The organism is Algoriphagus formosus (genome assembly GCF_002807035.1).
GTDB classification, from domain to species: domain Bacteria; phylum Bacteroidota; class Bacteroidia; order Cytophagales; family Cyclobacteriaceae; genus Algoriphagus; species Algoriphagus formosus.
The window spans coordinates 266318-288490 of the sequence record NZ_NIUC01000002.1 but is presented as its reverse complement, the minus strand read 5'-3'; the positions used below and the strand labels follow the sequence as shown (position 1 = coordinate 288490).

16 protein-coding genes are annotated in these 22173 nt (G+C 44.0%); 9 read left to right on the top strand and 7 right to left on the bottom strand.

Features of this window, described 5'->3' with window-relative positions; all coding sequences use genetic code 11:
- Position 1: 1 nt before the first annotated feature.
- Genes CDH51_RS07330 through CDH51_RS07320 form a run of 3 tightly spaced genes read left to right on the top strand, consistent with a single transcriptional unit; the run spans position 2 to position 4852 of the window.
- Entirely contained in the window at positions 2-3184 is a 3183-nt protein-coding gene (locus CDH51_RS07330; protein ID WP_100628050.1) for an efflux RND transporter permease subunit, read from the top strand.
- 53 nt (positions 3185-3237) lie between these two features.
- Positions 3238-4362 carry a 6-bladed beta-propeller gene (locus CDH51_RS07325; RefSeq protein WP_157807064.1) on the top strand — a complete coding sequence of 375 codons (1125 nt, stop codon included), beginning with the start codon at positions 3238-3240 and terminating at the stop codon, positions 4360-4362.
- Positions 4352-4852, top strand: coding sequence for a hypothetical protein (locus CDH51_RS07320; RefSeq protein WP_157807063.1), 501 nt, complete (start codon positions 4352-4354; stop codon positions 4850-4852). The genes CDH51_RS07325 and CDH51_RS07320 overlap by 11 nt, the downstream gene beginning before the upstream one ends.
- Position 4853: 1 nt before the next feature.
- On the opposite strand, the gene CDH51_RS07315 is transcribed toward CDH51_RS07320, so the two are convergent.
- The 3 genes from CDH51_RS07315 to CDH51_RS07305 are packed head-to-tail and all read right to left on the bottom strand — an operon-like array spanning position 4854 to position 8988.
- Entirely contained in the window at positions 4854-5540 is a 687-nt protein-coding gene (locus CDH51_RS07315; RefSeq protein WP_100628047.1) for a hypothetical protein, read from the bottom strand.
- A 37-nt stretch (positions 5541-5577) separates the two neighbouring features.
- Positions 5578-6927, bottom strand: coding sequence for a hypothetical protein (locus CDH51_RS07310; RefSeq protein ID WP_100628046.1), 1350 nt, complete (start codon positions 6925-6927; stop codon positions 5578-5580).
- 54 nt (positions 6928-6981) lie between these two features.
- Positions 6982-8988 carry an alpha-ketoacid dehydrogenase subunit alpha/beta gene (locus CDH51_RS07305; protein WP_100628045.1) on the bottom strand — a complete coding sequence of 669 codons (2007 nt, stop codon included), beginning with the start codon at positions 8986-8988 and terminating at the stop codon, positions 6982-6984.
- A 386-nt stretch (positions 8989-9374) separates the two neighbouring features.
- On the opposite strand from CDH51_RS07305, the gene CDH51_RS07300 reads away from it, so the two are divergent.
- Positions 9375-9737, top strand: coding sequence for a hypothetical protein (locus tag CDH51_RS07300; protein ID WP_100628044.1), 363 nt, complete (start codon positions 9375-9377; stop codon positions 9735-9737).
- Positions 9738-9920: 183 nt separating this feature from the next.
- On the opposite strand, the gene CDH51_RS07295 is transcribed toward CDH51_RS07300, so the two are convergent.
- Positions 9921-11288 (bottom strand): Gfo/Idh/MocA family protein, encoded by a 1368-nt coding sequence (locus tag CDH51_RS07295; RefSeq protein WP_100628043.1) that lies wholly within the window; start codon positions 11286-11288, stop codon positions 9921-9923.
- A 257-nt stretch (positions 11289-11545) separates the two neighbouring features.
- Here CDH51_RS07295 and CDH51_RS07290 point away from each other — a divergent pair, with 257 nt between their 5' ends.
- Entirely contained in the window at positions 11546-12421 is an 876-nt protein-coding gene (locus tag CDH51_RS07290; protein WP_100628042.1) for a DUF808 domain-containing protein, read from the top strand.
- 20 nt (positions 12422-12441) lie between these two features.
- Positions 12442-13449, top strand: a complete 1008-nt coding sequence (locus CDH51_RS07285; protein ID WP_100628041.1) for a ThuA domain-containing protein — start codon at positions 12442-12444, stop codon at positions 13447-13449.
- Between the two features lie 20 nt (positions 13450-13469).
- On the opposite strand, the gene CDH51_RS07280 is transcribed toward CDH51_RS07285, so the two are convergent.
- Positions 13470-14222 carry a class I SAM-dependent methyltransferase gene (locus CDH51_RS07280; RefSeq protein WP_100628040.1) on the bottom strand — a complete coding sequence of 251 codons (753 nt, stop codon included), beginning with the start codon at positions 14220-14222 and terminating at the stop codon, positions 13470-13472.
- A 39-nt stretch (positions 14223-14261) separates the two neighbouring features.
- A complete protein-coding gene (locus tag CDH51_RS07275) occupies positions 14262-17405 on the bottom strand; it encodes a PVC-type heme-binding CxxCH protein (RefSeq protein ID WP_100628039.1) in 3144 nt (1047 codons plus the stop codon).
- Positions 17406-17595: 190 nt separating this feature from the next.
- On the opposite strand from CDH51_RS07275, the gene CDH51_RS07270 reads away from it, so the two are divergent.
- From CDH51_RS07270 to CDH51_RS07260, 3 genes are all read left to right on the top strand, one after another.
- The gene (locus CDH51_RS07270) at positions 17596-20277 is read left to right on the top strand and encodes a c-type cytochrome (RefSeq protein ID WP_100629370.1); all 2682 of its coding nucleotides are present in this window, start codon (positions 17596-17598) and stop codon (positions 20275-20277) included.
- Between the two features lie 101 nt (positions 20278-20378).
- Positions 20379-20594, top strand: a complete 216-nt coding sequence (locus CDH51_RS07265) for a hypothetical protein (RefSeq protein WP_024285041.1) — start codon at positions 20379-20381, stop codon at positions 20592-20594.
- Positions 20581-20835: a type II toxin-antitoxin system RelE family toxin gene (locus CDH51_RS07260; protein ID WP_026945424.1), complete on the top strand. Its 255-nt coding sequence runs from the start codon at positions 20581-20583 to the stop codon at positions 20833-20835. The genes CDH51_RS07265 and CDH51_RS07260 overlap by 14 nt, the downstream gene beginning before the upstream one ends.
- A 92-nt stretch (positions 20836-20927) precedes the next feature.
- Here CDH51_RS07260 and CDH51_RS07255 read toward each other — a convergent pair whose 3' ends face one another.
- Positions 20928-22091, bottom strand: coding sequence for a homogentisate 1,2-dioxygenase (locus CDH51_RS07255; RefSeq protein WP_024285043.1), 1164 nt, complete (start codon positions 22089-22091; stop codon positions 20928-20930).
- Between the last annotated feature and the right edge of the window lie 82 nt (positions 22092-22173).

Genomic DNA, 22173 nt, shown 5'->3' with positions numbered 1-22173 from the left:
GATGACACCATTTCGGGTTTTAGTTGCATTTGTTGTATTGGCCATTCTTGGAGTGGCGGTCATTCCTTTGCTTTCGGTTGATCTCAATCCCCGGGAAAAAGAACCCGTTTTGACCATTGCCTATGGCATTCCGAGAAGTTCACCGGAGATTATCGAAAAACTGGCCACTTCGCCTTTGGAAGGTGCTTTCTCCCAACTTTCGGAGCTAAAAAACATCACTTCCATCTCCAATTACGATAGGGGGCAAATCACACTGAGATTTGACAAGAAGGCCGATATGGAGCTCAAGCGCTTTGAGGTGCTGTCGCTGATACGTCAGATTTTTCCCCAATTGGACTCCAGGCTCAGTTATCCCACGGTATCTCAAAGCGATCAGGCCCGAACCGATGAAAAGACCCCGATTCTGACTTATTCTGTCAATGGACCCTTTGCTGCTTTTGAGATCAAAAAGATCGCCGAGGATATCATCAAACCAGCACTGACGCGTTTTGAGGAAGTGGAGGAAGTGTCGGTTCGGGGAGCCACAGACCTGCAATTGTACATCACTTTTGACATCCAAAAGCTACAAGCGTACGGCTTGACCCGCTCTCAACTGAATACTCAAATCAATCAGGCATTTGGGCGAAATTTTCCAGGCTCCGTCCTCAATAATGAAGGTAAAACCCTCTTTGTGCAGGTAGACCGATCCCTGAGGGATATGGATCAACTGGAAAATCTTCGGGTGGCGCAGGTACAGGGGAAGGATGTGCTGCTACGTGATGTTGCCAAATTGACTCTGGAGGAAGCCGAGCCCTCATCCTACTACCGAATCAACGGTAATAATTCGGTGACCTTGACCATTTTCAACCGGGATGGAGTCAATAAGGTCTTATTGGCTCAAAATCTCAAAGCGGCGGTGGAAGGGACCAAGGTTCTTCTGCCGGCAGGATTTGAGGTTCGCCTGGAGCGGGATGATACCGAGTTTCTCGACAAGGAATTGGATAAAATCTACAAGCGGTCAGGGCTTTCCATTCTGATCTTGATTGTCTTTATCTTCTTGATCAATCGCAATCTCAAATACCTTTCTGTTCTATTCCTAGGCATCTTGGTCAATCTCAGCCTTTGTGCCATCGTGCTGTACTTCCTCAAGGTGGATATTCACCTTTACTCTTTGGCAGGCTTGACGATTAGTTTTGGCTTGATCGTGGACAATGCCATCATCATGATCGATCACCTACATAAGCATCGAAATAGACGGGTGTTTTTGGCCTTGCTTGCGGCCTCACTGACCACGATCGCGGCATTAATGATTGTCTTTTTCCTCCCCGAGGAAGACCAGAAGAATTTGACAGAGTTTTCCATCGTCGTTTCCGTGATGTTGGGGATTTCATTGTTGATTGCGCTCTTTTTTACCCCGGCATTTTACGAAGTGCTTTTCAAAGAGTCCTCTCGAAAGGGGCGGAAGCTCAGTATTCCGCAACTTCGGAAGCGGGCGAAATACCTGAATCGATTTGAGCAGACTGTATCCTGGACTGCTCGCTATCGCAAAGCTTTTATTACGCTAATTATTTTGCTTTTTGGGATTCCGATTTTCTACCTTCCTGCCAAGTGGGAAGGACAGGAATGGTACAATAAAACAGTCGGAAACACTTTCTACCAAGAGGAAGTCCGGCCTTATGTGGACAAAGCCTTGGGTGGTTCCTTGCGGATGTTTGTCCGGGGAGTTTTTGAGAAAAGCTCCTATCGGGAAGCTGCGAAGACTCGATTGTATGTTTCAGCCCGATTGCCTTTTGGGAATACCCTGGATCAGATGGACTTTATCATGCGTGAGTTTGAAGCCTATCTGAAGGACGTGGAAGGGATCGATAAGTTTGTGACTTATGTGATGTCAGGTCAACGCGCCCAAATAGAAATCACCTTCAAAGAAGCTTACGAAAATTCCGCTTTGCCCTATCAGCTTAAAGGAAAACTATCCGTCAAGTCCACGGATTGGAGTGGTGCGCAATGGAACATTTATGGCGTAGGACAGGGATTCTATACCGGAGCAGGAGGAGAGGGGATTCCTTCCTTTCGAGTGACCATGAAGGGCTACAATTTCGATGAACTGGAGCGGCAGGCAGAGATTTTGGCAGAGAAACTGCTGAAGCATAAGCGGATTCAGGAAGTCAATACGAATGAGAGACTGGGTTGGGGAGAGCAGAAAACCGAGGAATATGTACTTCGCTTGGATCAAAATCAAATCGCCCTTGGGCAGACCAACCAATTCGAGCTGATCAACACCATGCTTGACCTGAGTAAGCCTCAGGGGCCAAGCGGTTCGCTGACCTTGGAAGAGAAGAATTATGGTATGGTCATTCGTGAAGCTAAATCCAATGATTTCAGTAAGTTTGACTTGGAGCAAAAAGGTTTAGTCGGAGGGACTGAGCGGATTTTTAAGATTTCGGACTTTGGAACCCTAACCAAGGAAACCACGACCAATGCGCTAAACAAAGAAGACCGGCAGTATATCCGCGCAGTGGCTTTTGAGTACATGGGTTCGGCCAAATTCGGAAATGAATACTTGGATGAAGTGCTCGATGAGATGAAACAGACGATGCCGATTGGCTATACGGCCGAAAAGCGGACCTGGTCATTCAGCTATGAAAAAGCCAAGCGACAGTATTCCTTGTTAGCATTTTTGATTGTGGGGATTTTCATGATTTGTGCGGTACTCTTTGAGAATCTCAAGCAGCCGGTGTATATCATTGCCATTATTCCGATCAGTTTTATCGGTCTCTTTCTGATCTTTTCCCTGTTTGACTTTTACTTCGATCAGGGAGGCTATGCGGCTTTTGTGATGCTGGGTGGTTTGGCGGTGAATGCCGGGATCTTTATTGTCAATGACCTGAACAACCGGACGGCAGGGGCCTATAATCGCAATGTGCTCAAATCAGTGGCCGGAAAAGCTATTCCGATTTTATTGACCATTCTATCTACCTGCTTTGGCTTGATTCCCTTTATCATGGAAGGTCAAAATGAGATTTTCTGGTTTTCACTCGCGATTGGTACCATCGGAGGCTTGGTTTTCAGTATGCTGGGAGTATTCTGGGCCTTGCCGGTTTTCCTTTGGAAAAAGGAGAAAGTAGCACTTGCTAATGAGGTCCAAGTCAAGGAGACAAAGGTCAAGAAAAAGCGTAGTTGGAAGTTTTGGAGGAGGGGGAAATAACTTAATCCTGCTCATTGAATGCTATCATCAGAATCCAATATAATTCAAGAATTATGAAATGGACAAAATCTTTATATCTAATTGTTTTATTGGGCTTTTTGGCTTGTAATTCTTCTAAAAACGACCCAAATCAAGTCAAGATCATTCCGCTAGATAATATTCCTATTCAAGAAGATAAACTGCTAATCGATCAGGCAATTCTATTGGGTTCGGATACCCTAGAATTGCTGGGAAGTGAATTGAGGACAGTATTTTCAAAACATGGGTTTTTTGTTTCCAATTACAACGGACCAAAAGCGATTCATCACTTTTCACCCCAAGGAGAGCATCTAGGTAGAATCACAGAAGTGGGCGAGGCTCCGGGTCAGGTTTTACGCTTTGAGGAGTTTCGAATTCACGGAGATACATTGATTGTAAATACAGGGAAGGGGGATCATATCGATTTGAATTTCTTTTATATTCCTGAACATAGACTAGTTAAAACCATAGAGACAGAGGCTTCTGCCTTTTCTTTTTATCCCAATGAAGATGGTAGTTTTTGGTTGTATTCGGGTCTGAACAAAGCCGTGGGTGATTATCGACTACAGCGTGTCGATCAGATGGGTAAAGTTATTGAACAGCGATTGTTTAATGATTTCAATGACGCATTGATTCCCTTTACCGAAAATTCATTTTTTGAAGGTGGAGAAAGACTTTTGTTTCGTGAACCACTTTTTCCCGAGATTTATGAGGTGCAGAGTGATTCCTTGAAGCTAGCCTATGAAATGGACTTTGGTAGCTATTCCATACCAAACGAAATATGGGAGATAGAAGATCCATTTCAGCTTTTTGAGCAACTGAATAAAAATGGTTTTGCGGATTCGTATTCAATTTTCGAAAACGAGAAATTTTTCCTTGCAGATATAGTTTTACAGCGTGAAGGAGACTATCGAAAGGAGCTTTTAATTATTGACCGAGTAAGCGGGGAAAGCCGAAAAATAGAAATCACCCAAGACAATTTTCCAGAATACTATTCCCCTTTTGCTTTGGTTGGAAGCCATGTACTATTCATTGCTTATGCACCTGCTTTGATTCAGCGTATAGATGAGTTGAATGTGACCGAGGAAGTCCGAGAGCAGTTGAAGGTGTTAGTAGAAGATTCTAATCCGGTAATCCTATATGGTAGGCTTGAAAAATAGTATTTTAATTGCCTCGCTGATTTTGGTGGTAGGTTTGATTTTTTGGGTAAATAAAAAAGAGACTCAAGGCAATACAGGTAAGGTCATTCGTCATTGTTTGGACTGTAAGTTGTTGTCCCTAAATTCTGGTGTGAATAATTTATTTTTGGCTGAAAACAAGGAGTTTCAAGTAGTGGTTTATACTCGGAATTTAACTTGGGAGCTAGCCACTTTCAACCTAAACTGGGAATCGCTAGGCGAGAAATTTCCCGAAATCAACTTTATTTTTTACTACGGAGGAAAAAGCGAAGAGAAGTTAAGGAGTTGGATGGAAGAAAAGCGTTTTGTCTTTCCTGTGATTTTTGATCCTAAGGATTCATTTCGTAAGGAGAATCTTGAAGGAGATATGAGCGGCATCGTCCTGAATATCCAAGATGGAAAAGTCATTAGTTTGATGAATCCGAGTTTTGGGGAGGAGTATGAGGATTTTTTAAAGGAATGGATGGATTGATTTAATGAAAAACATCATAGTGAATCAACCCAATAGAAAAGGTCATGTATTGCAAAGGGCTTCTTCGGAAATTATAATCAAATATTCCTTCATCGGGTAGGTAAGAAACATCTCCACGTTGCAGAAAGCGTACAGAATTCCCATCTTGTAGGGTAGCCCGGATCTCCAGCCTTAGAAATTCATCCAAAGGAATTTGAATTCCTCCACCAATCCGATAAGCCAAGGCCCAATCTTCGAAGTCTTTGCCGCTTTCTATGCTTTCCTCCGAGAGGATGGTTTCCCGGATTTTATAGCGTGTGTACAGGTAATTCGCCCCAAACTGTGCTTCGATAAAGGGTGTAAGCTTGGTGTTGACTGATGGCAGGTAACGAATGACTGCCATGCCTGTAGCGAGATTGTTATTTCTCCGTAGTCTCAGTTCGTCGGAAAATCCGGCATATAAATCTGTTCTTCTTTCCAGTTTAGAACCGTAAATCCCATAGCCCAATTCCAATCCTACCTGTAGGGGAGCTGTTCTGAATTCATACAAAAATATCCCCGAGATGGTTGGGAAAAAGAGGGATCCTGTTTCTTGTTTCAACTTGCCTACCGGTACAGAACCATTGAAATGGCCACCGGCAAGGAAGAATTGAGCGGATGCAATTTGTGAAAAAAGGCAAAACAGGATAATAGCAAATACTCTACTCATATTAGCCTTTAATACGAGTATTTGGGTAGCTCATGTTTCACTTTTGGCTGCCTTTGACTCCTTTTCGGTAAAGCGGAATCTGAAACCCTAAATAGGCATCGATGCTTCGTGAGTTTTTCGAAATCAAATTAGTAAGAATCGAGCCGGAACCGATAGTCGCAGGACCGATTCGGAACCCAAGACCCCAAGACAAGGCTCCCTCATATTGGCGATAGCTGATGGGGCTGTAAATACTCAACCATCCAGTCTCCATTCTTGGCGTAAGCATGAAGTTATTTACGATTTGGCTGACAGGTAGCTCTTGATGATTTCGGAGAGAAATCGAGCCCTGAGCAGCGAGGTAAAAGCGGTTTGTGATGGCATAATCCGCAAAAATCTGTAAAGAAGTGGGCATGCCTAACTTACTGGCTTGATCGCTTCTTAGGCCTTCATAATTTTCCTCCAAGACATCCTGAAAGTTGTCCTCGTTAAATTCATCCAGCGAAATGGTATTGTTCATATTGTAATCCCAGCGGCTAAACTCCGGATAATTAACTCCTCCAATGTCCAAAACGGAAACTCCCGCCTTCAACTTATACCCATCGGTATAGGCTCTGTCAGATTGATTTCTCATTTCAAAAATAAATCCGAGGTCCATTCCAAATCCCGATTTTAGGTTATCAAGATTTATATCCTCGAAGTCAAAACCATTCGAGTAGCCATAGCGAAACTGACCCCGGGTAGTAAGAGTATTGGGATTTTGAAGGTAAACGGCCCCTAATAAATCACTGGATCCGATAGCCCCTCCAGCTCCTCCAAGGTATTTGAATGTGGCGGCACCTCTTATAGAATAGTTGTCCTGATCAATAATGACGCGGCCATAAGTCAGCCCTATTTCTCCCCAAAGGTGAAAGATCCCATCCAGATCTCTCATCAACACCTCATAATTTTCGGACTCATCTTCTGGACTTGAGATAGATTCAAAAAATTCACCACCGATATTGTTGAGATTGAAGAAAGTTCTCACTCGGGTACTGAGCGCAATACTATGTTTAGGGCTAAGGTTCATTTGAAAGCCCGGTCCCATGAAATCTAGGTTTCCGACAAAATTATTATCCGGCTTTGGGTTTAGACTGCTGTTTTCCTGAAAGCTCCGGAAAGTGGTGATTCTATTCAGGTTGGAAAGATTGATACCTACGTAATCATTCCCCACGTATCCGCTGAAGGAGAAAAGATGAATTTCTGCCTTGAGTCTGGGATTGATCACATTGGCTGGATTCAAGGTAAGGCCTTTGATGCCAGCCCGATTATCAATTTGAGCACCGAAAATAGTCTGTGACCAAGTCTGATAGCTGATCGAAAAAGAGAAAATAAAAATTAATAGTCCCTGGGATATGGATGCTTTCATAGTGAAAGAGTTTTGGAAAAAGCCAATTTTAAAGACAATACCCGAAATAATCTTCTAAAATTCAATGAGTTTCCTCAGTTTTTTTCTAAATCTTTCTTTGGGTAAAAACTGCTTTTCCAAATTTGGAGAAAAAGGTACTGGAGTGTCCAGACTTCCTTCCCGCATCACCGGAGCATCCAAGTACTCAAAGCAATGCTCAGAAATCCAAGCGCAAATTTCTGCCCCAATTCCTCCCGTCAAGCAATCTTCCTGTAGAAAAATCACCTTTCCGTTCTTTTTTGCCGTCGATTTGACTGCCTCCTGATCCCAAGGAAGAAGCGTGCGCAAGTCTAAGATATCTGCCGAAATTCCCATTTCCTCCTTGGCCTTTTTTGCCCAATGCACTCCCATCCCGTAGGTGATGATAGAAACTTGCTCGCCTTCGGAAATCAGTTTTGCTTTCCCGATTTCCACGGTATAGTAGTCATCAGGAATCTCCTCGCTCAAGGAACGATAGAGGGCTTTGTGCTCGAAGTATAAATAGGGGTTTGGATCTTCAATGGCTGCATTCAGCAAGCCTTTGGCGTCGTAAGGGTTGGATGGGTAGACGATTTTCAAGCCGGGAGTGTGAAAAAACCAAGCCTCATTGGATTGGGAGTGGAAAGGTCCGGCTGCTACTCCTGCACCCGTAGGCATGCGGATGACCACGTCGGCATTTTGTCCCCAGCGGTAGTGGATTTTTGCCAGATTATTGACAATCTGGTTGAAACCTACAGAAACAAAATCAGCGAACTGCATCTCGACCATGGCTTTGTAGCCCTTGACCGATAGTCCCAAACCAGCACCGATAATCGCACTTTCACAAAGTGGAGTATTTCGTACCCGATCTGCGCCAAATTCCTTGACAAAGCCATCTGTAATTTTGAAGACTCCGCCATATTCCCCGATATCCTGACCCATCAAAACGAGCCTTGGAAATTTTTCCATAGACTGCCGAAGTCCGTCACTGATGGCATCAACAAATCGCTTCTCGCTGCTTTTTTCTGAATTGGGCTCGATTAGCTTTTGCTCAAAAGGCGCATAGACATCTGCTAGTTCTTCTACTAGGTCGGGTGAAATCGATTCTTCCGCAAAAGCAATTTCCCATGCCTCTGTGATTGCCTTTCGTACTTTATGATTGATTAGCTCCTTATTTTTCTCATCCAGCACCCCGATGCTTTCGAGGTACAATTCGTAATTCTCGACGGGGTCAAGTTTGGACCACTCCTCCATCAGTTGCTTAGGAACATACTTGGTTCCGGAAGCCTCCTCATGACCCCGCATCCGAAAGGTGATTGCTTCCACGAGGACTGGGCGGGGATTTTTTCGGATGTCTTTCGCAAGGTCGTGGATCGTTTGGTAGACATCGAGGACATTATTGCCTTCGATTCGCACAGTCTCCATTCCGTAGCCAGGTCCCTTTTCCGTGAAATTTTTGAAAGCAAATTGCTCTTGATTGGGAGTGGAAAGTCCATAGCCATTGTGTTCGATCACAAAGATGACAGGCAATTTCCAAACCGCTGCCACATTGAGACCTTCGTGAAAATCTCCTTCTGAACTCGCTCCATCTCCGGAGAAAACCAAGGTGACCTTCTTTTCTTTTGAGAGCTTATTTGCCAATGCAATACCATCCGCAATGGCAAGTTGGGGCCCCAAATGGGAAATCATCCCCACAATGTGATGCTCTACCGAACCAAAGTGAAAAGATCGATCCCGACCTTTGGTGAAGCCCGATTTTTTTCCCTGAAACTGGGCAAAAAGTTTGGTGAGCGGGACATTTCTTCCGGTGAAAATCCCCAAATTTCGGTGCATGGGAAGGATAAACTCATCCTCCATCAATGCCTGCACAGCCCCTACAGAAACTGCCTCTTGCCCCCAACCACTAAACCATTTTGAAATTCTGCCCTGTCGAAGAAGAATGAGCATTTTTTCCTCAATTCGTCTCGGAATGACAAGCGCTTCATAGAGTTCCAAAAGTTTGGTTTTGCTGAGTTTCTTCCGATCAAAATTCAGTTCTTTACTGGGCGTGGTGGCTATTTCCATAGTGCTTGATTTACCCAACTAAGGTACAAGAAGGGCATAAAATCCCAAGTGATTTTCTATCGAAGATTTAGGAAAAAATAAACCCCGGACAAGCCGGGGCGAAAAATTTATGCAAGGAGTTAAAAAGTTTTTGCTGTACAGTTCAAAATTAGGCAAAAGCCTTTCCCTGTCCTTTCCCAAGGCGTTAAGCTTGTTTTATTAAAAATCTAAGTAGGTAGCATTTGCTTAATATTTAGGAAATGTCCAAGCTATTTAGGGCATTTGTCGTATGGACTTTGGCTCCGAATCAAGACAACTTTGAAATAAAAACCATGAAAAATTTTCAAAAATTACTTTTCGCTTTTTCTTTCATTCTATTGATCTCCTCCTGCTGAGAGGATGATGATATGAGCCCAGTTGCAGGAGATTGCCCCGCAGGAAAAATGTGTTTCAAACTGAATGGCTCCGATGTTCAAGTAGATGCTGTTTGGTTTGATATCAATGGGCAGCGAACCCGGGTTTATTATGAAAATGGTTCGGGAACTTCCTATGAAAACATTGAGATTGATTTTTATGGAACTGCTCCAGGTTCCTATCCTGTAGTTGGGCAAAATTGGTCTTCGGGCGATGCGAGTTTTCAGTATTTCAAAGCAAGCGGTTCAGGGGGTGCAAGTGGAAATTCCGGAACGGTGGAAATCACCGAATTAGGAAGTACGGTAAGCGGAACATTCAGTGCATCCGGGACTGATGCTCAAGGTAATTCTGTATAAATCACAGATGGAGTCATCAATCGAGTACCGGCTGATTGATCTTTGATTGTATAAATGCCGTAGGCATGGACGATTTTCTCAAAGATATCCGAATATAAAAGGCCTGCCAGAGCTTAAAACTTTGGCAGACCTTTCTCTATAATAATATCAAAATGGATAATAAAGTCTAATGCGTTATTCGGATCAAACCTTACTTGGTTCAGGGTGCTGATAAGGAGCCCGATAAGGTCTGCGGAGTTTTGCTGTAGCTTCAGGATCATCGATTACAGTCATCGATTTGGGGTCGTAGCGAAGTGGTCTGCCACCAAGCTCCATAGAGATATTGGCTAGAATACAGGAAGCAGTAGAGATATGACCTTCTTCCACATCAGCGATGGGTCGGGTATTGTTGTCGATTGCCTTGAGCCAATCCTTCATGTGAAGGCGAGTAGCAGGGGCTGCATTTAGCTCGATCCGATCTTCGGTGACATCCTCCGGATACTCCTCTTTTTCATAGACCACATCGTAGTGAATGGGTTCTTCCTCATCTCCATAGGGGAAATAATCTGCTTGCATGGTACTTCCGGCTAGCATTCCATTTTCACCATAGATTTTAAAGGCCCAAGGGTATTCCGGATCAACCGGATTGCCCCAGGTGCGGTGTTGCCAGACTACGTTGAGTTCAGGAAATTCGAAAATGGCTGTTTGGGTGTCTGCGATATTGGATTTACCATCCTTTTGCACATAAATACCTCCTGTACCGGTGACCTGAGAAGGCCATCCCAATTTCAACATCCAACGAACCGTATCAAGCATGTGCACGCACATGTCTCCTGTGATGCCATTGCCATATTCCATAAAAGTTCTCCACCAACGCGTATGCGGTAGCCCATCATAAGGGCGAAGCGGTGCAGGACCAGTCCAAAGATCGTAATTAAAGAAATCCGGAACTTCCTGAACGGGAGGATTCCCATTTGCCCGCATGTGGAAATAGCAGCAAACCTCCGCATGGGATATTTTGCCCAGCTTTCCTGTATCGATGATCTCTTGCTTTGCTCGGATCAAGTGAGGAGTGGATTTTCGCTGTGTTCCAATTTGTACCACACGATTGTATTTGCGGGCGGCAGCTAGGATAGCTTCACCTTCGATCACGTCAACCGAGATGGGCTTTTGTAGGTAGACATGAGCACCGGCTTTGAGGGAGTCAATCGCCTGCAAGGCATGCCAGTGGTCTGGTGAGCCGATCAAAACAAGTTCTGGTTTTTCTTTGGCTAGGAGGTCTTGGTAATTTTCATAGAGTGGAGGAACTTTACCGGACTTTTGTCGCTCTGAAACCAGCTTTCCAGCCGCTTCAAGCATATTTTTATCCGGATCGGCCAAGCCTACCACATCAATGTCTGCTACTTGGATTAATCGGAAAAGGTCGGATTTCCCATACCATCCTGCTCCGATTAAGGCTGTTCGAATAGGGCCATCTGGATTTTTAAAGTCCATACCAAATAGACCAAAACTGGCAAGGGTCATGAATGCAGAAGATCCCTTTAGGAATTCGCGGCGATTAAGTTGATTCATAGGTTACAGGGTTTGAAGAGATTGAAAATCAATTTACAAAAAGCAAGGAATACCACAAATGCTGATTGGAAGAGCGGCAGAAGACTATACCAAAAGATTACAATTAGCTATCTGGCAGAAGGACTCGGATTGCTTTTTTTTTCGTAGGAAGACCTTCATAAGGCCTATACTTCTTCAAAAAATGAGCGATACACGAGAAAAACTTTTTTTTTAGCTTTCAAATTTGAAACTTAAGCCTTCGAATTTTAATCAATCAAATGGCTTCAGGATTATTTGCACTTTTGGACGATATCGCCACACTGATGGATGATGTGGCGGTCATGAGTAAGGTAGCAGCAAAGAAAACAGCAGGATTATTAGGGGATGACTTGGCGGTTAATGCGGAAAAGGCATCCGGATTTCTGCCAGATCGGGAATTGCCCGTCTTATGGGCTATTACTAAGGGCTCTTTTTTGAACAAGCTGATTATTCTTCCATTAGCCTTCCTTCTAAGTGCTTTTGTTCCAATGGCAGTAACAATTATTTTAATCATTGGTGGCTTGTACCTGGCTTATGAGGGGGCAGAAAAGATTTATCATTACATCATTCCTCATAAAAAGGAGGTAAAGGATACGCCAGATCTTGAACTCTCGAAAAAGGAGGTTTTGGAAGTCGAAAAGGCAAAAATAAAATCCGCGATCACCACGGACTTTATCCTTTCTGTAGAAATTGTAATCATCGCATTAGGGGCGGTATCAACAGAAGCTTTGTCTACACAAATTATGGTGGTGTCCATTATAGCTGTTTTGGCAACGGTGGGTGTATATGGAATTGTGGCGCTGATCGTCCGAATGGATGAAATGGGCTATAAATTGATAGCTTTAAATGAGGAGGATGATAGCTTTTCGGATAAGGTAGGAAAGCTACTTGTGAGGGGCCTGCCATGGGTCGTTAGAGCACTCGGCTTTATTGGTACTATCGCGCTTTTATTAGTTTCCGGAGGGATTTTCTCACATAATATTGATTTCTTCCATCACCTTTTGCCCTCTTGGCCGACTTTCCTTCGAGACGGATTGATTGGTTTGGTGATCGGTTTTCTCACTTTAGTACCTGTCTCCCTTTTCAAAAAACTATTTAAAAAGAAAGCTGCTTAAACCTTTTAATTATCAGAAAAATGAAAGCCCATATCCTGACATTTGCTATCCTCCTTTTGATTTTACAACCACTTGCCGCACAAAATGGCGAGACTTTCCTGCAATTTGAAGGGGGAGAAGGTGTAGGAAAGGGAAAGCATGTGGTCTTGGTGGCAGGAGATGATGAGTATCGCTCGGAGGAAAGTATGCCGATGCTGGCGAAGATTCTTTCGGAGCGTTTTGGGTTTAAGACTACCGTTCTTTTTCCGATTCATCCTGAGTCAGGGGATGTAGTACCCAATTATCAAAACAATATCCCTGGATTGGAGCATTTGCAGTCGGCCGATTTGATGATTATGCTGATTCGCTTTCGGGAGCTGCCGGATGAGCAAAGCCAATACATTGAAGATTTTCTGATGGCAGGCAAGCCTGTCATTGGTTTGAGGACTTCCACACATGCATTTTTTTACCAAAAGAATAAAGAATCCAAGTTTGCCAAGTGGGACTGGATGAGTAAGGCTCCGGGATGGGAGCGGGGATTTGGTCAGCGGATATTTGGAGAAACCTGGGTCAATCACCACGGCGTCCACGGCAAAGAGGGTACCCGGGGCTTGATTGATGGGGTAGATCAAAATAATGAACATCCGATTCTTCGTGGCGTCACAGATATTTGGGGGCCTTCGGATGTCTATGGGATTCGCCATCTTCCCGAGTCAGCCAATGTCTTGGTACAAGGTCAAAGTACCGCTGAGCTAGATCCTAATTCGGAATTGATTTGGGAAAAAGCCCTGATGCCTATCGCTTGGACCAAACCATACCAACTCGAGGGTGGAAAGCAGGGAATGGCTTTTGCTTCGACCATGGGTGCTTCCTTGGATTTTCAGAGTGAAGGATTACGAAGGCTTGTAATCAATGCCGCAATTTGGTTGATGGGAATGGAAGAGGCAATTGATCCAGAAATGAATGTGGACTTTGTCGGGACTTATGAACCCACCATGTTTGGTTTTGATACCTTCCGAAAAGGAATGCGTGTCTCTGATTTTAAATGATTGGAAAAGCCAGAGCCGTATTATGATATTTTCTTTGCGATGTAAAAGCCATAGCTCAGAAAGTCCTTGTACTCTTTATACTTCCTGATCTCATCTTTTTCAGTCGCTACGATTTCCCTGGCATCTTCAGAATTTTGATGCTTTTTGAGAAAGCTGTCAAATCGCTTTTCCATGGGTTGGTAATAGTGATCGATCCAACTAGCCTCACTCAATACAAAATAGCCTACTGGCGAAAAACCATTTCGCTCCAGAACAGAAAACTTGGTGGAGGCAGTGCCGATTTCCGGGTATTCCCGATTCCAATGTTCCTCAATTTCCTTCGGTCTTGATTCGCTGAGCCAGGTGATTTCACTCGCGGCTAGGTATCCATCTTTTTTGAGAAAATTCTTCCAATATTTCACTCCGTTTTCGAAGCCCATATTGTAGATGGCACCTTCAGACCAGATCAAATCCAAGCTCTCTTTTTCAAATGGCAGATCTTCCATAGATGCCTCCAAGGTTTTGATTTTTCCTTCTAGTCCTGATGCTTTGGCACGTTCGGTTAACTTCTCTAGAAATTCCGGAAATAAGTCCACCGCAGTAATATCAGCTTGCAGTTCTTTTGCCAAAACAAGCGTCTGAGCACCCGATCCACATCCGATGTCCGCAACTTTAAGGTTACTTTGCTTAGAAAGCTGGGTAAGGTTTAAAGCTTTGACCGTATCCTCATCGCTATCCGGACCCTGTCTTTCCGCATCTATATGAAAATCAATAAGTAGTTCTAGGTTTTCCATTTATTTGGTTTTGGTAAATAGCTAAAAAGATGCAATGGATTATTTTTCCATGGGATGTATTTCCAGAAGTTCGTCTGGATTCCAAAACCCTTCCTTGTCTTTTACTTCCTCTCGTACCTGCTTGACGAGCTCAGGGGGAATAGGGCTCGCTTGATTCCCAAATGAGTTTCTTACATAGGTCAAAACGGCTGCAACTTCCGTATCATTGAGCATGCCTGCATAAGGGGTCATCGGAACTTGACCCGGGTAGACCCGACCATTAACCTCGATTTCACCGAGAAGTCCGTTTAAGACAATTTTGATCAGTCGCTCAGGACTTCCTGTTACCCAAGGCGTACCTTTGAGTGGAGGGAATTGAGAAGCGGTCAGACCATTTCCGTCGAGCTGATGACAGGTGGCGCAAAAGCCTTCGCGTGCGTAGATTTCCTTTCCAATGACAAAAAGCTCACGGTCAGACCCAGTCAGGTTGGACTTGATATCTTCCTCTTTTTTCTCATCAACAGAAAGACCATTGATGTGTGCAATAGCCGTCTCTAAAGTTCTTGAAATCCAAGTATTGTCCTGTGGCTGCTTTTCTACCACACTCAAAATATCCACGCCATCTTCTTGAGGAAGCCAGGATGCTGCTGCAATTACCTCCATGCGAACTCGTCCGTGTGGATCTGAAGCAGCACTTTTTAGGAGGTCTAGTTGATTGCTCACTTGATGCCCGGTGTATCGAAGGACTCTCACAGCCGCGGCTCTAGCCCGATGATCCTTGGAATCCAAGAGCTCTTGAAGTAGGTTTTGATTGACTCGATTGATTCCCCAAGTCACCCAAAGAGCCTCCAAGCGATGATGTTCGTAATTGGGGTCTTCTGTATCCAACTGGCTAAGCCAATTTTCCACCTCTTGATATACCTGATCGGCATCCCTTCCTCTGAGCTCTCTTCGTGTTCGGTAGCGTGTTCGGTATTCGGGTAGCTTCAGATTATCCAGAAGCTCAGGGATACTGGCGCCATCGATTTTGGCTGGCTCTACCAAAGGTCGGGAAGGGTAGGTGACTCGATAAATCCGGCCATGTACATGATCTCTCAATGGATCGCGGGCATTATGCTGCATGTGTCCGATCAGGATATTATGCCAATCGACGATGTAAAGTGAGCCATCAGGTGCAAATTCAAGATCAACCGGCCGGAAATTACGATCCGTAGAACTCACCAAATCCTGTCGGTATTCGGTATGAAAGCCTACGGAATCTTCCACCATTTTGTGCTGCTTGGTTCCCAAGAAACCAATGGTGTTATTCAATAAGACGTCTCCTTGAACTTCCTCCGGAAAATGCCTGCTGGAGACAAATTCCAAACCAGAAGTTGGTCTGACCATCTGTTGCTGTTCGATCAGGTTGGGACCTTTGTAATTGGAATTTCCATACCGGGGAAGTACCGAGCCTGGAAGCATCCAATTGAGATTCGGTCCTGAAGTTTCGAGGTAGAAGTTTTGACCCCAATCATCGAAGGCTATTCCCCAAGGATTGGGAATGGCTACCTGATTCACACGCTCTAACTTATGTCGCTTGGGTTCATAGCGGTAGAAACCGCCATTTGTGGCTCTTACCGGGCCATAGGAAGTTTCGACATTGGTATGTAAAAAGACACCTTCCGCCATGTAAATTGCCCCGGATTCATCAGTAGAATAGGCAGAAATCGCATGGTGTGTATCATGGTCATCAAATCCCGAAAGAAGAATAGTTCTTTTATCAGCTCGGTCATCTCCGTCGGTATCTTCCAGTAAAACCAAGTTTGGTAATTGAGATACATACACTCCTTCGGCTGCCAGTTCGAAACCTACAGGAAGGTGAAGATCATCAGCAAAAACCGTTTGCTTATCGGCTTTTCCATCCTGATCAGTATCCTCCAAGATGATGAGTTTGTCGGAAGGTTTGGGGTCGCCCGGCTTATAATGAGGATAGGAAGGCATGGTAGCTACCCAAAGTCTTCCATGGTTGTCAAAAGAAAGCTGAACGGGATTAGCTAAATCCGGGAAGTCTTCCTCTGAGGCGAAAAGTTCGATTTTGTAGCCTTCAGGTACTTTCAATTCTGCAAGAGCAGCATCCCCATATTTGTATTCCAAGCTTCCATTGGCTTTTGGATTGTAGTTGGTCTCCACCTCAGGAAGGTCTCTGGTTTTCACATCTGCTGCAGTCAAATCATAGTTTTCTCCTTTGGCGCTTGCCCAAATGGCAGAGTCTCGATTTGCGGTTAGTTGTCTGATTTTTTCCAATTCGTATGGGTAATTATCAGGACCGAAGGGATCATAGCGACGACCGAATACGTGCACACCATTTGGAATCTTGTAGTCATTATGCCACATCCAGTTTTTCTCCTGTACAGCTTCATGAATGGATGCAAGTCTTTCAGGATTTTTTTGACCAGTCTGGCCAAAAAGCTGATCAGCCAATAATTCGGCGAAGCGCTGATAGCCTTCTTCGGTCAGTTGTGAGCCGTCTAGTGTTAATGGAGAAGAAGCATCAGCGTACCATTTTTTACTAGCCGAAAAAGCATCCACAAATACCAAATCATGCTTTTCTGCAACTTCTTCCATCGCCTGGGTGTATGCCTCTAGAATTTCATTTTGATCGATTCCGTTAGGCAAATCCTTCCAATCAGAAATATCCTCCATGGCTATCGGGGAGACTAAGGCTAGCTGAGGGGAATCAGTGCCATTGTATTTTTTGGACTTAGAATGAAGAACCCAAGCTTCGAGTTCGTCTTTGAAGGTTGGAAGCTTTTCTAAACCTTGGAAGGATTCGCTGAAACCAAAAAAACCAATTACGATATCGGCTTCCAGTCTAGTCAACCATTGATCGGGCTTTTCGAAAAAGCCCTGTGAGTTGGAGTTGGTGGCATATTCGTCCTGGAATTCTTCTGCTCCTGGAAAGGCCCACGGATCATTAGTGGCAGAACGCGGTCTGAAGCCCGGTGTATCTCCTGGGTCGGCCATGTTTCGGATGAAAAGTGTGGAATCAGGATAGCGAGCATGCATGGAGGTTTCAAACCAGCCATATTCCATCATTCGAGAAGCTAAATTTCCCCCGACTATAGCGATTTGGGCATCCTTGCTTAATTCTAAATGCTTTTGCTCTTGGCATGCAGAGAAAATTGAAACGAGACCTAGAGAAATTAAAAGACGAATTTGATTCATGGTTTTTAAAGGGCTTTTGAGGCAATATTAGATTTGAAAATATCGCTTTATTTTCAAAAGAGACCAAAAGAAGCAGGATGCACCCTGTAAAAAATATAATTTTCCAGTTTTTTATGTAAACGGTCGGATCATTCGGCTGAAATCTATTTTGCTTTTTTTAAATTTCTTTTTCAACCTGAAATTTATTTTCATGCAAAGTTCAATAAAAAGCATTTCGAGCCTTTCATTACTCGTTTTAGTCCTCTTGGGATTTAGCTGTCAGCAGCCCAAGTCAGAGCGTCAACTCACTGGTAATCCTAAAATTGACAAGTTAAAGCTTCCCGAAGGTTTTGAGGTGGAGCATCTGTATAGTCCTGGAGAAAACGATCAGGGGTCATGGGTAGCTATGACTTTTGATGATAAAGGCCGGATGATTACAGCAGACCAATATGGGTTTCTCTATCGCTTGACCATCCCCAAAGTAGGTTCTGACTCTGTCAAGCCTAAGGTGGAGAAAATGCTGGTTGGAAATGTGGAGGAGCCTCAAGTTGGGATGGGCTATGCACAAGGCTTGCTTTTTGCCTTTAATTCCATCTACGTGATGGTGAATCACAATCCCAATGAGACTTTTTCCAGAGGAACAGGGCTTTACCGTATTCAGGACTTGGATGGAGATGATCAGTATGAGACCGTAACCGAGATTCGGACTTTTACAGGAGAGCCGGGTGAGCATGGACCTCATTCCATGAAATTGACCCCGGATGGAAGCCGAATTGTGCTTTCCGCAGGTAATCATGTGGATGTGCCTCAGATGGATCATTATCGACTTTCAAGGGTATGGGATGAAGACAATTTATTCCCTCTCATCAAGGACCCACGTGGTCATGCCAATAGCAGACAAGCACCTGGAGGCTGGGTTGCAACCATTGATCCGGAAGGCAAGGATTGGGAATTGATCGCAGCAGGCTTTCGGAATGAGTTTGATATAGCCTATAATGAAGTGGGCGATCTTTTCACCTATGATTCAGACATGGAATGGGACTTCGGAATGCCTTGGTATCGGCCTACCCGAATCAATCATGTGACATCGGGTGCGGAGTTTGGCTGGAGAACAGGAAATGCGAAATGGTCACCCAATTTTCCGGACAACCTCCCAGCTGTTTTGAATATCGGACAAGGTTCTCCGACCAATGTGATGTTTGGAACTGAGGCGGCTTTCCCCGCTAAATATCAAAAGGCTTTGTATGCCTTTGATTGGAGTTTTGGGATTATCTATGCGGTTCATCTTACACCAGAAGGAGCGAGCTACTCTGCCAATGCGGAGGAATTTATTTCTGGTTCACCACTTCCCCTGACGGATGGAACTATCGGCCCTGATGGTGCGATGTATTTTGCCACGGGTGGTAGACGCTTGGAGTCGGATCTTTACCGGGTTTATTACACAGGGAATCCTGATGATGTTTCAGCTTTGACGGTGGAGGAATTGCCCGCCGAAGCTAAGCTGAGACGGGAATTGGAAAGCTTTCACGAAAGAAATCCAGGGCCAGAAGGTCTGGAGTTGGCCTGGCAAAACTTAGATCACGAAGATCGATTTGTTCAATATGCCGCTCGGATAGCTTTGGAGCATCAACCTTTGGAATCTTGGAGAGACAAAGTCAGTTCAGAAACAAACCCAGTCAAGAAAACGCAAGCCAGTTTGGCCTTGGCTCGTCAGGGAGGCTCGGGGGATGCAACTGACTTGCTGAATGGTTTGATGGAAATAGATTATTCAGCACTTTCTGAAAAAGAAAAACAGGATTTGCTTCGAACAGTTGAGGTCATTCTGTATCGGTATGATGACGCTGCTGCCTCGGTCAAGTCTGATTTGGTCGCCTATCTTTCCCCCAATTTCCCGGCAGATGATAATTTATTAAACCGGTCCCTTTCGGTGCTTTTAACGCATTTAGAAGCTCCTGATGCTGTGGAGAAAACTTTGGCATTGCTACAAACAGCCAAAGACGACGCAGACTATCAAAAGACCTTCACTTCTTCTTCTGAATTGGTTTTTAGAAATCCACAGTATGGTTTGGATATCGCAAATATGCTTGCAAATGTGCCTCCAGCTCAGGCTACTTACTATGCGACTGTTTTGGGAGGTGCCGAAAAAGGATGGACTCCAGCGATGCGTGAAGAATATTTTGCCTGGATCAAAAATGCGTTGACCGAATATAAAGGAGGCAGAAGCTATGTGGGATTCTTGGACCGTGCCCGAAAGATGGCCTTAGCATCCGTGGATCCTGCAGATTTTGAAAAGTATGATGAGCTATCTGGTGGGAAATTGCTTTCTGCCAGTGGGAATGATATTGTCGAACCGGGAATTCAGCCCGAGGGTCCTGGAAGAAGATGGACTGTAGACGAAGCCTTGGCAGCGGTGGATAATTTGGGTGCTCAGGATTATGTCAGAGGAAAGGCCATGTATCAGGCGACTCTTTGTCAATCCTGCCATACCATGCAGGGAGAGGGTGGAATCGTCGGACCGGACTTGACTCAATTAGGCACCCGTTTTTCCAAAAAGGACATTTTGGAAGCTACCATCAATCCAAGTGATGTCATTTCGGAGCAATATCATGCAACCGTATTTGAATTGAAAGATGGAGGCTCTGTGGTGGGAAGACTGGTAAATGAAAATGAGGAGGCGTATTTTGTGTCTCAGAATCCATTTGCTCCAGATGATTTACGTGAGGTGCCAAAAAGCACAGTTTCCTTTACCAAAAACTCAGAAGTGTCCATCATGCTTCCTGGATTAATCAATCGGCTCAACGAGGAGGAGTTGAAGGATTTGATGGCTTATTTGATAGCGGGTGGAAATGAAAACCACGAGCTATTTCAAAATAAGAGTACTGCGGAAAGGTAAAGAACTTGGATTAATTTTGTACGTTCGATAAATAAGCAGCTTTATTTTAAGCTAAACCTGTGAACTAAGTTCAAATATTAGATCTTTAAAAATCAATCGCTATGATAAGTGTCAACCCAAAATATGTTACAGATAAAAAAGGGAAAAAAGTTTCTGTAATTCTCCCTATGAAGGATTTTAAAGCGATTTTGGAAGAGTTGGAGGAATTGGATGATATTAGGCTTTTCGATGAGGCCAAAAAGGAAGATCAGGAATTTTTTGATGCTGAGGAGGTCTTTAAGGAAATTGAAGAATCCAGGAAAAATGAGCAAGTATAAGGTTAGAATAGCAAAAAGAGCCAAAAAGAAATTAATAAAGATTCCTGACCCCTATTTTTCAAATATTAAAGAAGCCATTTTGGCATTAGCAGATAATCCAAGGCCCAAAGGATATAAAAAGTTAAAAGGTAGGGAGGGGTATCGAATTAGGGTAGCCAATTACCGTATCCTATACGAAATACAAGACAAGATTCTGTTGGTAGATGTGATTGATTTAGGGCACAGAAAGGAGATATATTAATTATACTTTTAATCGAAAATCCTATTTAAAAAAAACACCCCAAAAGTTTTTTGCTTTTTGGGGTATTTGATTTTCTAAGTTTTAATCTTTTTTCAATCCGTCCAACTCATGGGATAGTTTTCATCCACAAAATCCAAAGCATCTGTGGTAATCTGCAGCGGTCTGAAAGTATCCAGCATGACTGCATATTCTTCCGTGGATTTGGCTCCAATAGATTTCTCAACCGTACCCGGATGAGGTCCGTGTGGCAGTCCTCCCATATGAATCGTGAAAGATCCTCGATCAATTCCTCTTCGACTCATAAACTCTCCCTCCGCATAGTACAGTACTTCGTCAGAATCAATATTGGAGTGATTGTAAGGTGCTGGAATGGCCAAGGGATGATAATCGAATAAGCGGGGTACAAAAGAACAAATCACAAAGCCCCAAGCTTGGAAAGTCTGATGTACGGGTGGTGGCTGATGGATTCGGCCGGTAATGGGCTCGAAATCATAGATTGACAGGGCATAAGGATACAGGTAACCATCCCATCCCACTATATCTAGTGGGCTATGACCGTAAGAATATTGGTGCAACATCCCCTGTTTTTTGATTTGAACCAGGTATTCACCTTTTTCTTTTTCAATGTGAAGTTCATGTGGAGGCCGAATGTCCCGCTCGCAATAAGGGGAATGCTCTAGCAATTGACCGACTTCATTTCTATATCGCTTCACTGTCTCGATCGGACCATGAGATTCGATGACTAGTAATCGCAAAGGACCTTCTTCTTCAAATTCAAACCGATAAATCGTCGTTCGTGGGATCACAATGTAATCGCCTTTCCGCACTTCCAATTTTCCGAACTGAGAATAAAGAACGCCATTACCATCATGAATGTAAATGAGTTCGTCGCCATCTGCATTTTTGAAGTAATAGTCCATTTTCCGCTGCTCCGGAGAGCAGATGCCCATCATCACATCATTATTCATCATGAGCATACGACGGGCGGAGAGATAGTCTTTACCAGTGGTGCCAACTCCTGATGTTTTGAGATGGGTTTGCTGGAGACCGTGGTCTTTAGCCACTTCCCATTTGAAAGGTTTGGGCTTACCGATGGTTTTTACCTCGTTTGGATTGTAGATATGGTAGAGATTGGAATAGATTCCTGAGAAACCTTTTGAGCTGACAAGCTCTTCCTTGTAGAGGCTTCCGTCTGGCTGTCGAAACTGCGTGTGCCGCTTGGGCGGAATCTGACCGAGTCTGTGATAATATGCCATGGGTTTTTATTTGGGTTTACGAAGGCAATTTACAATTAGCCTTTGAGAGAAAAAACAGCATAAATAAAAAGGCTGATTATCA

Bases quoted from the DNA above. Each gene is read 5' to 3' on its own strand.
- CDH51_RS07275 (WP_100628039.1), bottom strand. From the start codon at position 17,405: ATGAATCAAATTCGTCTTTTAATTTCTCTAGGTCTCGTTTCAATTTTC.
- CDH51_RS07285 (WP_100628041.1), top strand. From the start codon at position 12,442: ATGAAAGCCCATATCCTGACATTTGCTATCCTCCTTTTGATTTTACAA.
- CDH51_RS07310 (WP_100628046.1), bottom strand. From the start codon at position 6,927: ATGAAAGCATCCATATCCCAGGGACTATTAATTTTTATTTTCTCTTTT.
- CDH51_RS07255 (WP_024285043.1), bottom strand. From the start codon at position 22,091: ATGGCATATTATCACAGACTCGGTCAGATTCCGCCCAAGCGGCACACG.
- CDH51_RS07280 (WP_100628040.1), bottom strand. From the start codon at position 14,222: ATGGAAAACCTAGAACTACTTATTGATTTTCATATAGATGCGGAAAGA.
- CDH51_RS07300 (WP_100628044.1), top strand. From the start codon at position 9,375: ATGAGCCCAGTTGCAGGAGATTGCCCCGCAGGAAAAATGTGTTTCAAA.
- CDH51_RS07305 (WP_100628045.1), bottom strand. From the start codon at position 8,988: ATGGAAATAGCCACCACGCCCAGTAAAGAACTGAATTTTGATCGGAAG.
- CDH51_RS07265 (WP_024285041.1), top strand. From the start codon at position 20,379: ATGATAAGTGTCAACCCAAAATATGTTACAGATAAAAAAGGGAAAAAA.
- CDH51_RS07325 (WP_157807064.1), top strand. From the start codon at position 3,238: ATGAAATGGACAAAATCTTTATATCTAATTGTTTTATTGGGCTTTTTG.
- CDH51_RS07260 (WP_026945424.1), top strand. From the start codon at position 20,581: ATGAGCAAGTATAAGGTTAGAATAGCAAAAAGAGCCAAAAAGAAATTA.
- CDH51_RS07270 (WP_100629370.1), top strand. From the start codon at position 17,596: ATGCAAAGTTCAATAAAAAGCATTTCGAGCCTTTCATTACTCGTTTTA.
- CDH51_RS07315 (WP_100628047.1), bottom strand. From the start codon at position 5,540: ATGAGTAGAGTATTTGCTATTATCCTGTTTTGCCTTTTTTCACAAATT.
- CDH51_RS07295 (WP_100628043.1), bottom strand. From the start codon at position 11,288: ATGAATCAACTTAATCGCCGCGAATTCCTAAAGGGATCTTCTGCATTC.
- CDH51_RS07330 (WP_100628050.1), top strand. From the start codon at position 2: ATGACACCATTTCGGGTTTTAGTTGCATTTGTTGTATTGGCCATTCTT.
- CDH51_RS07290 (WP_100628042.1), top strand. From the start codon at position 11,546: ATGGCTTCAGGATTATTTGCACTTTTGGACGATATCGCCACACTGATG.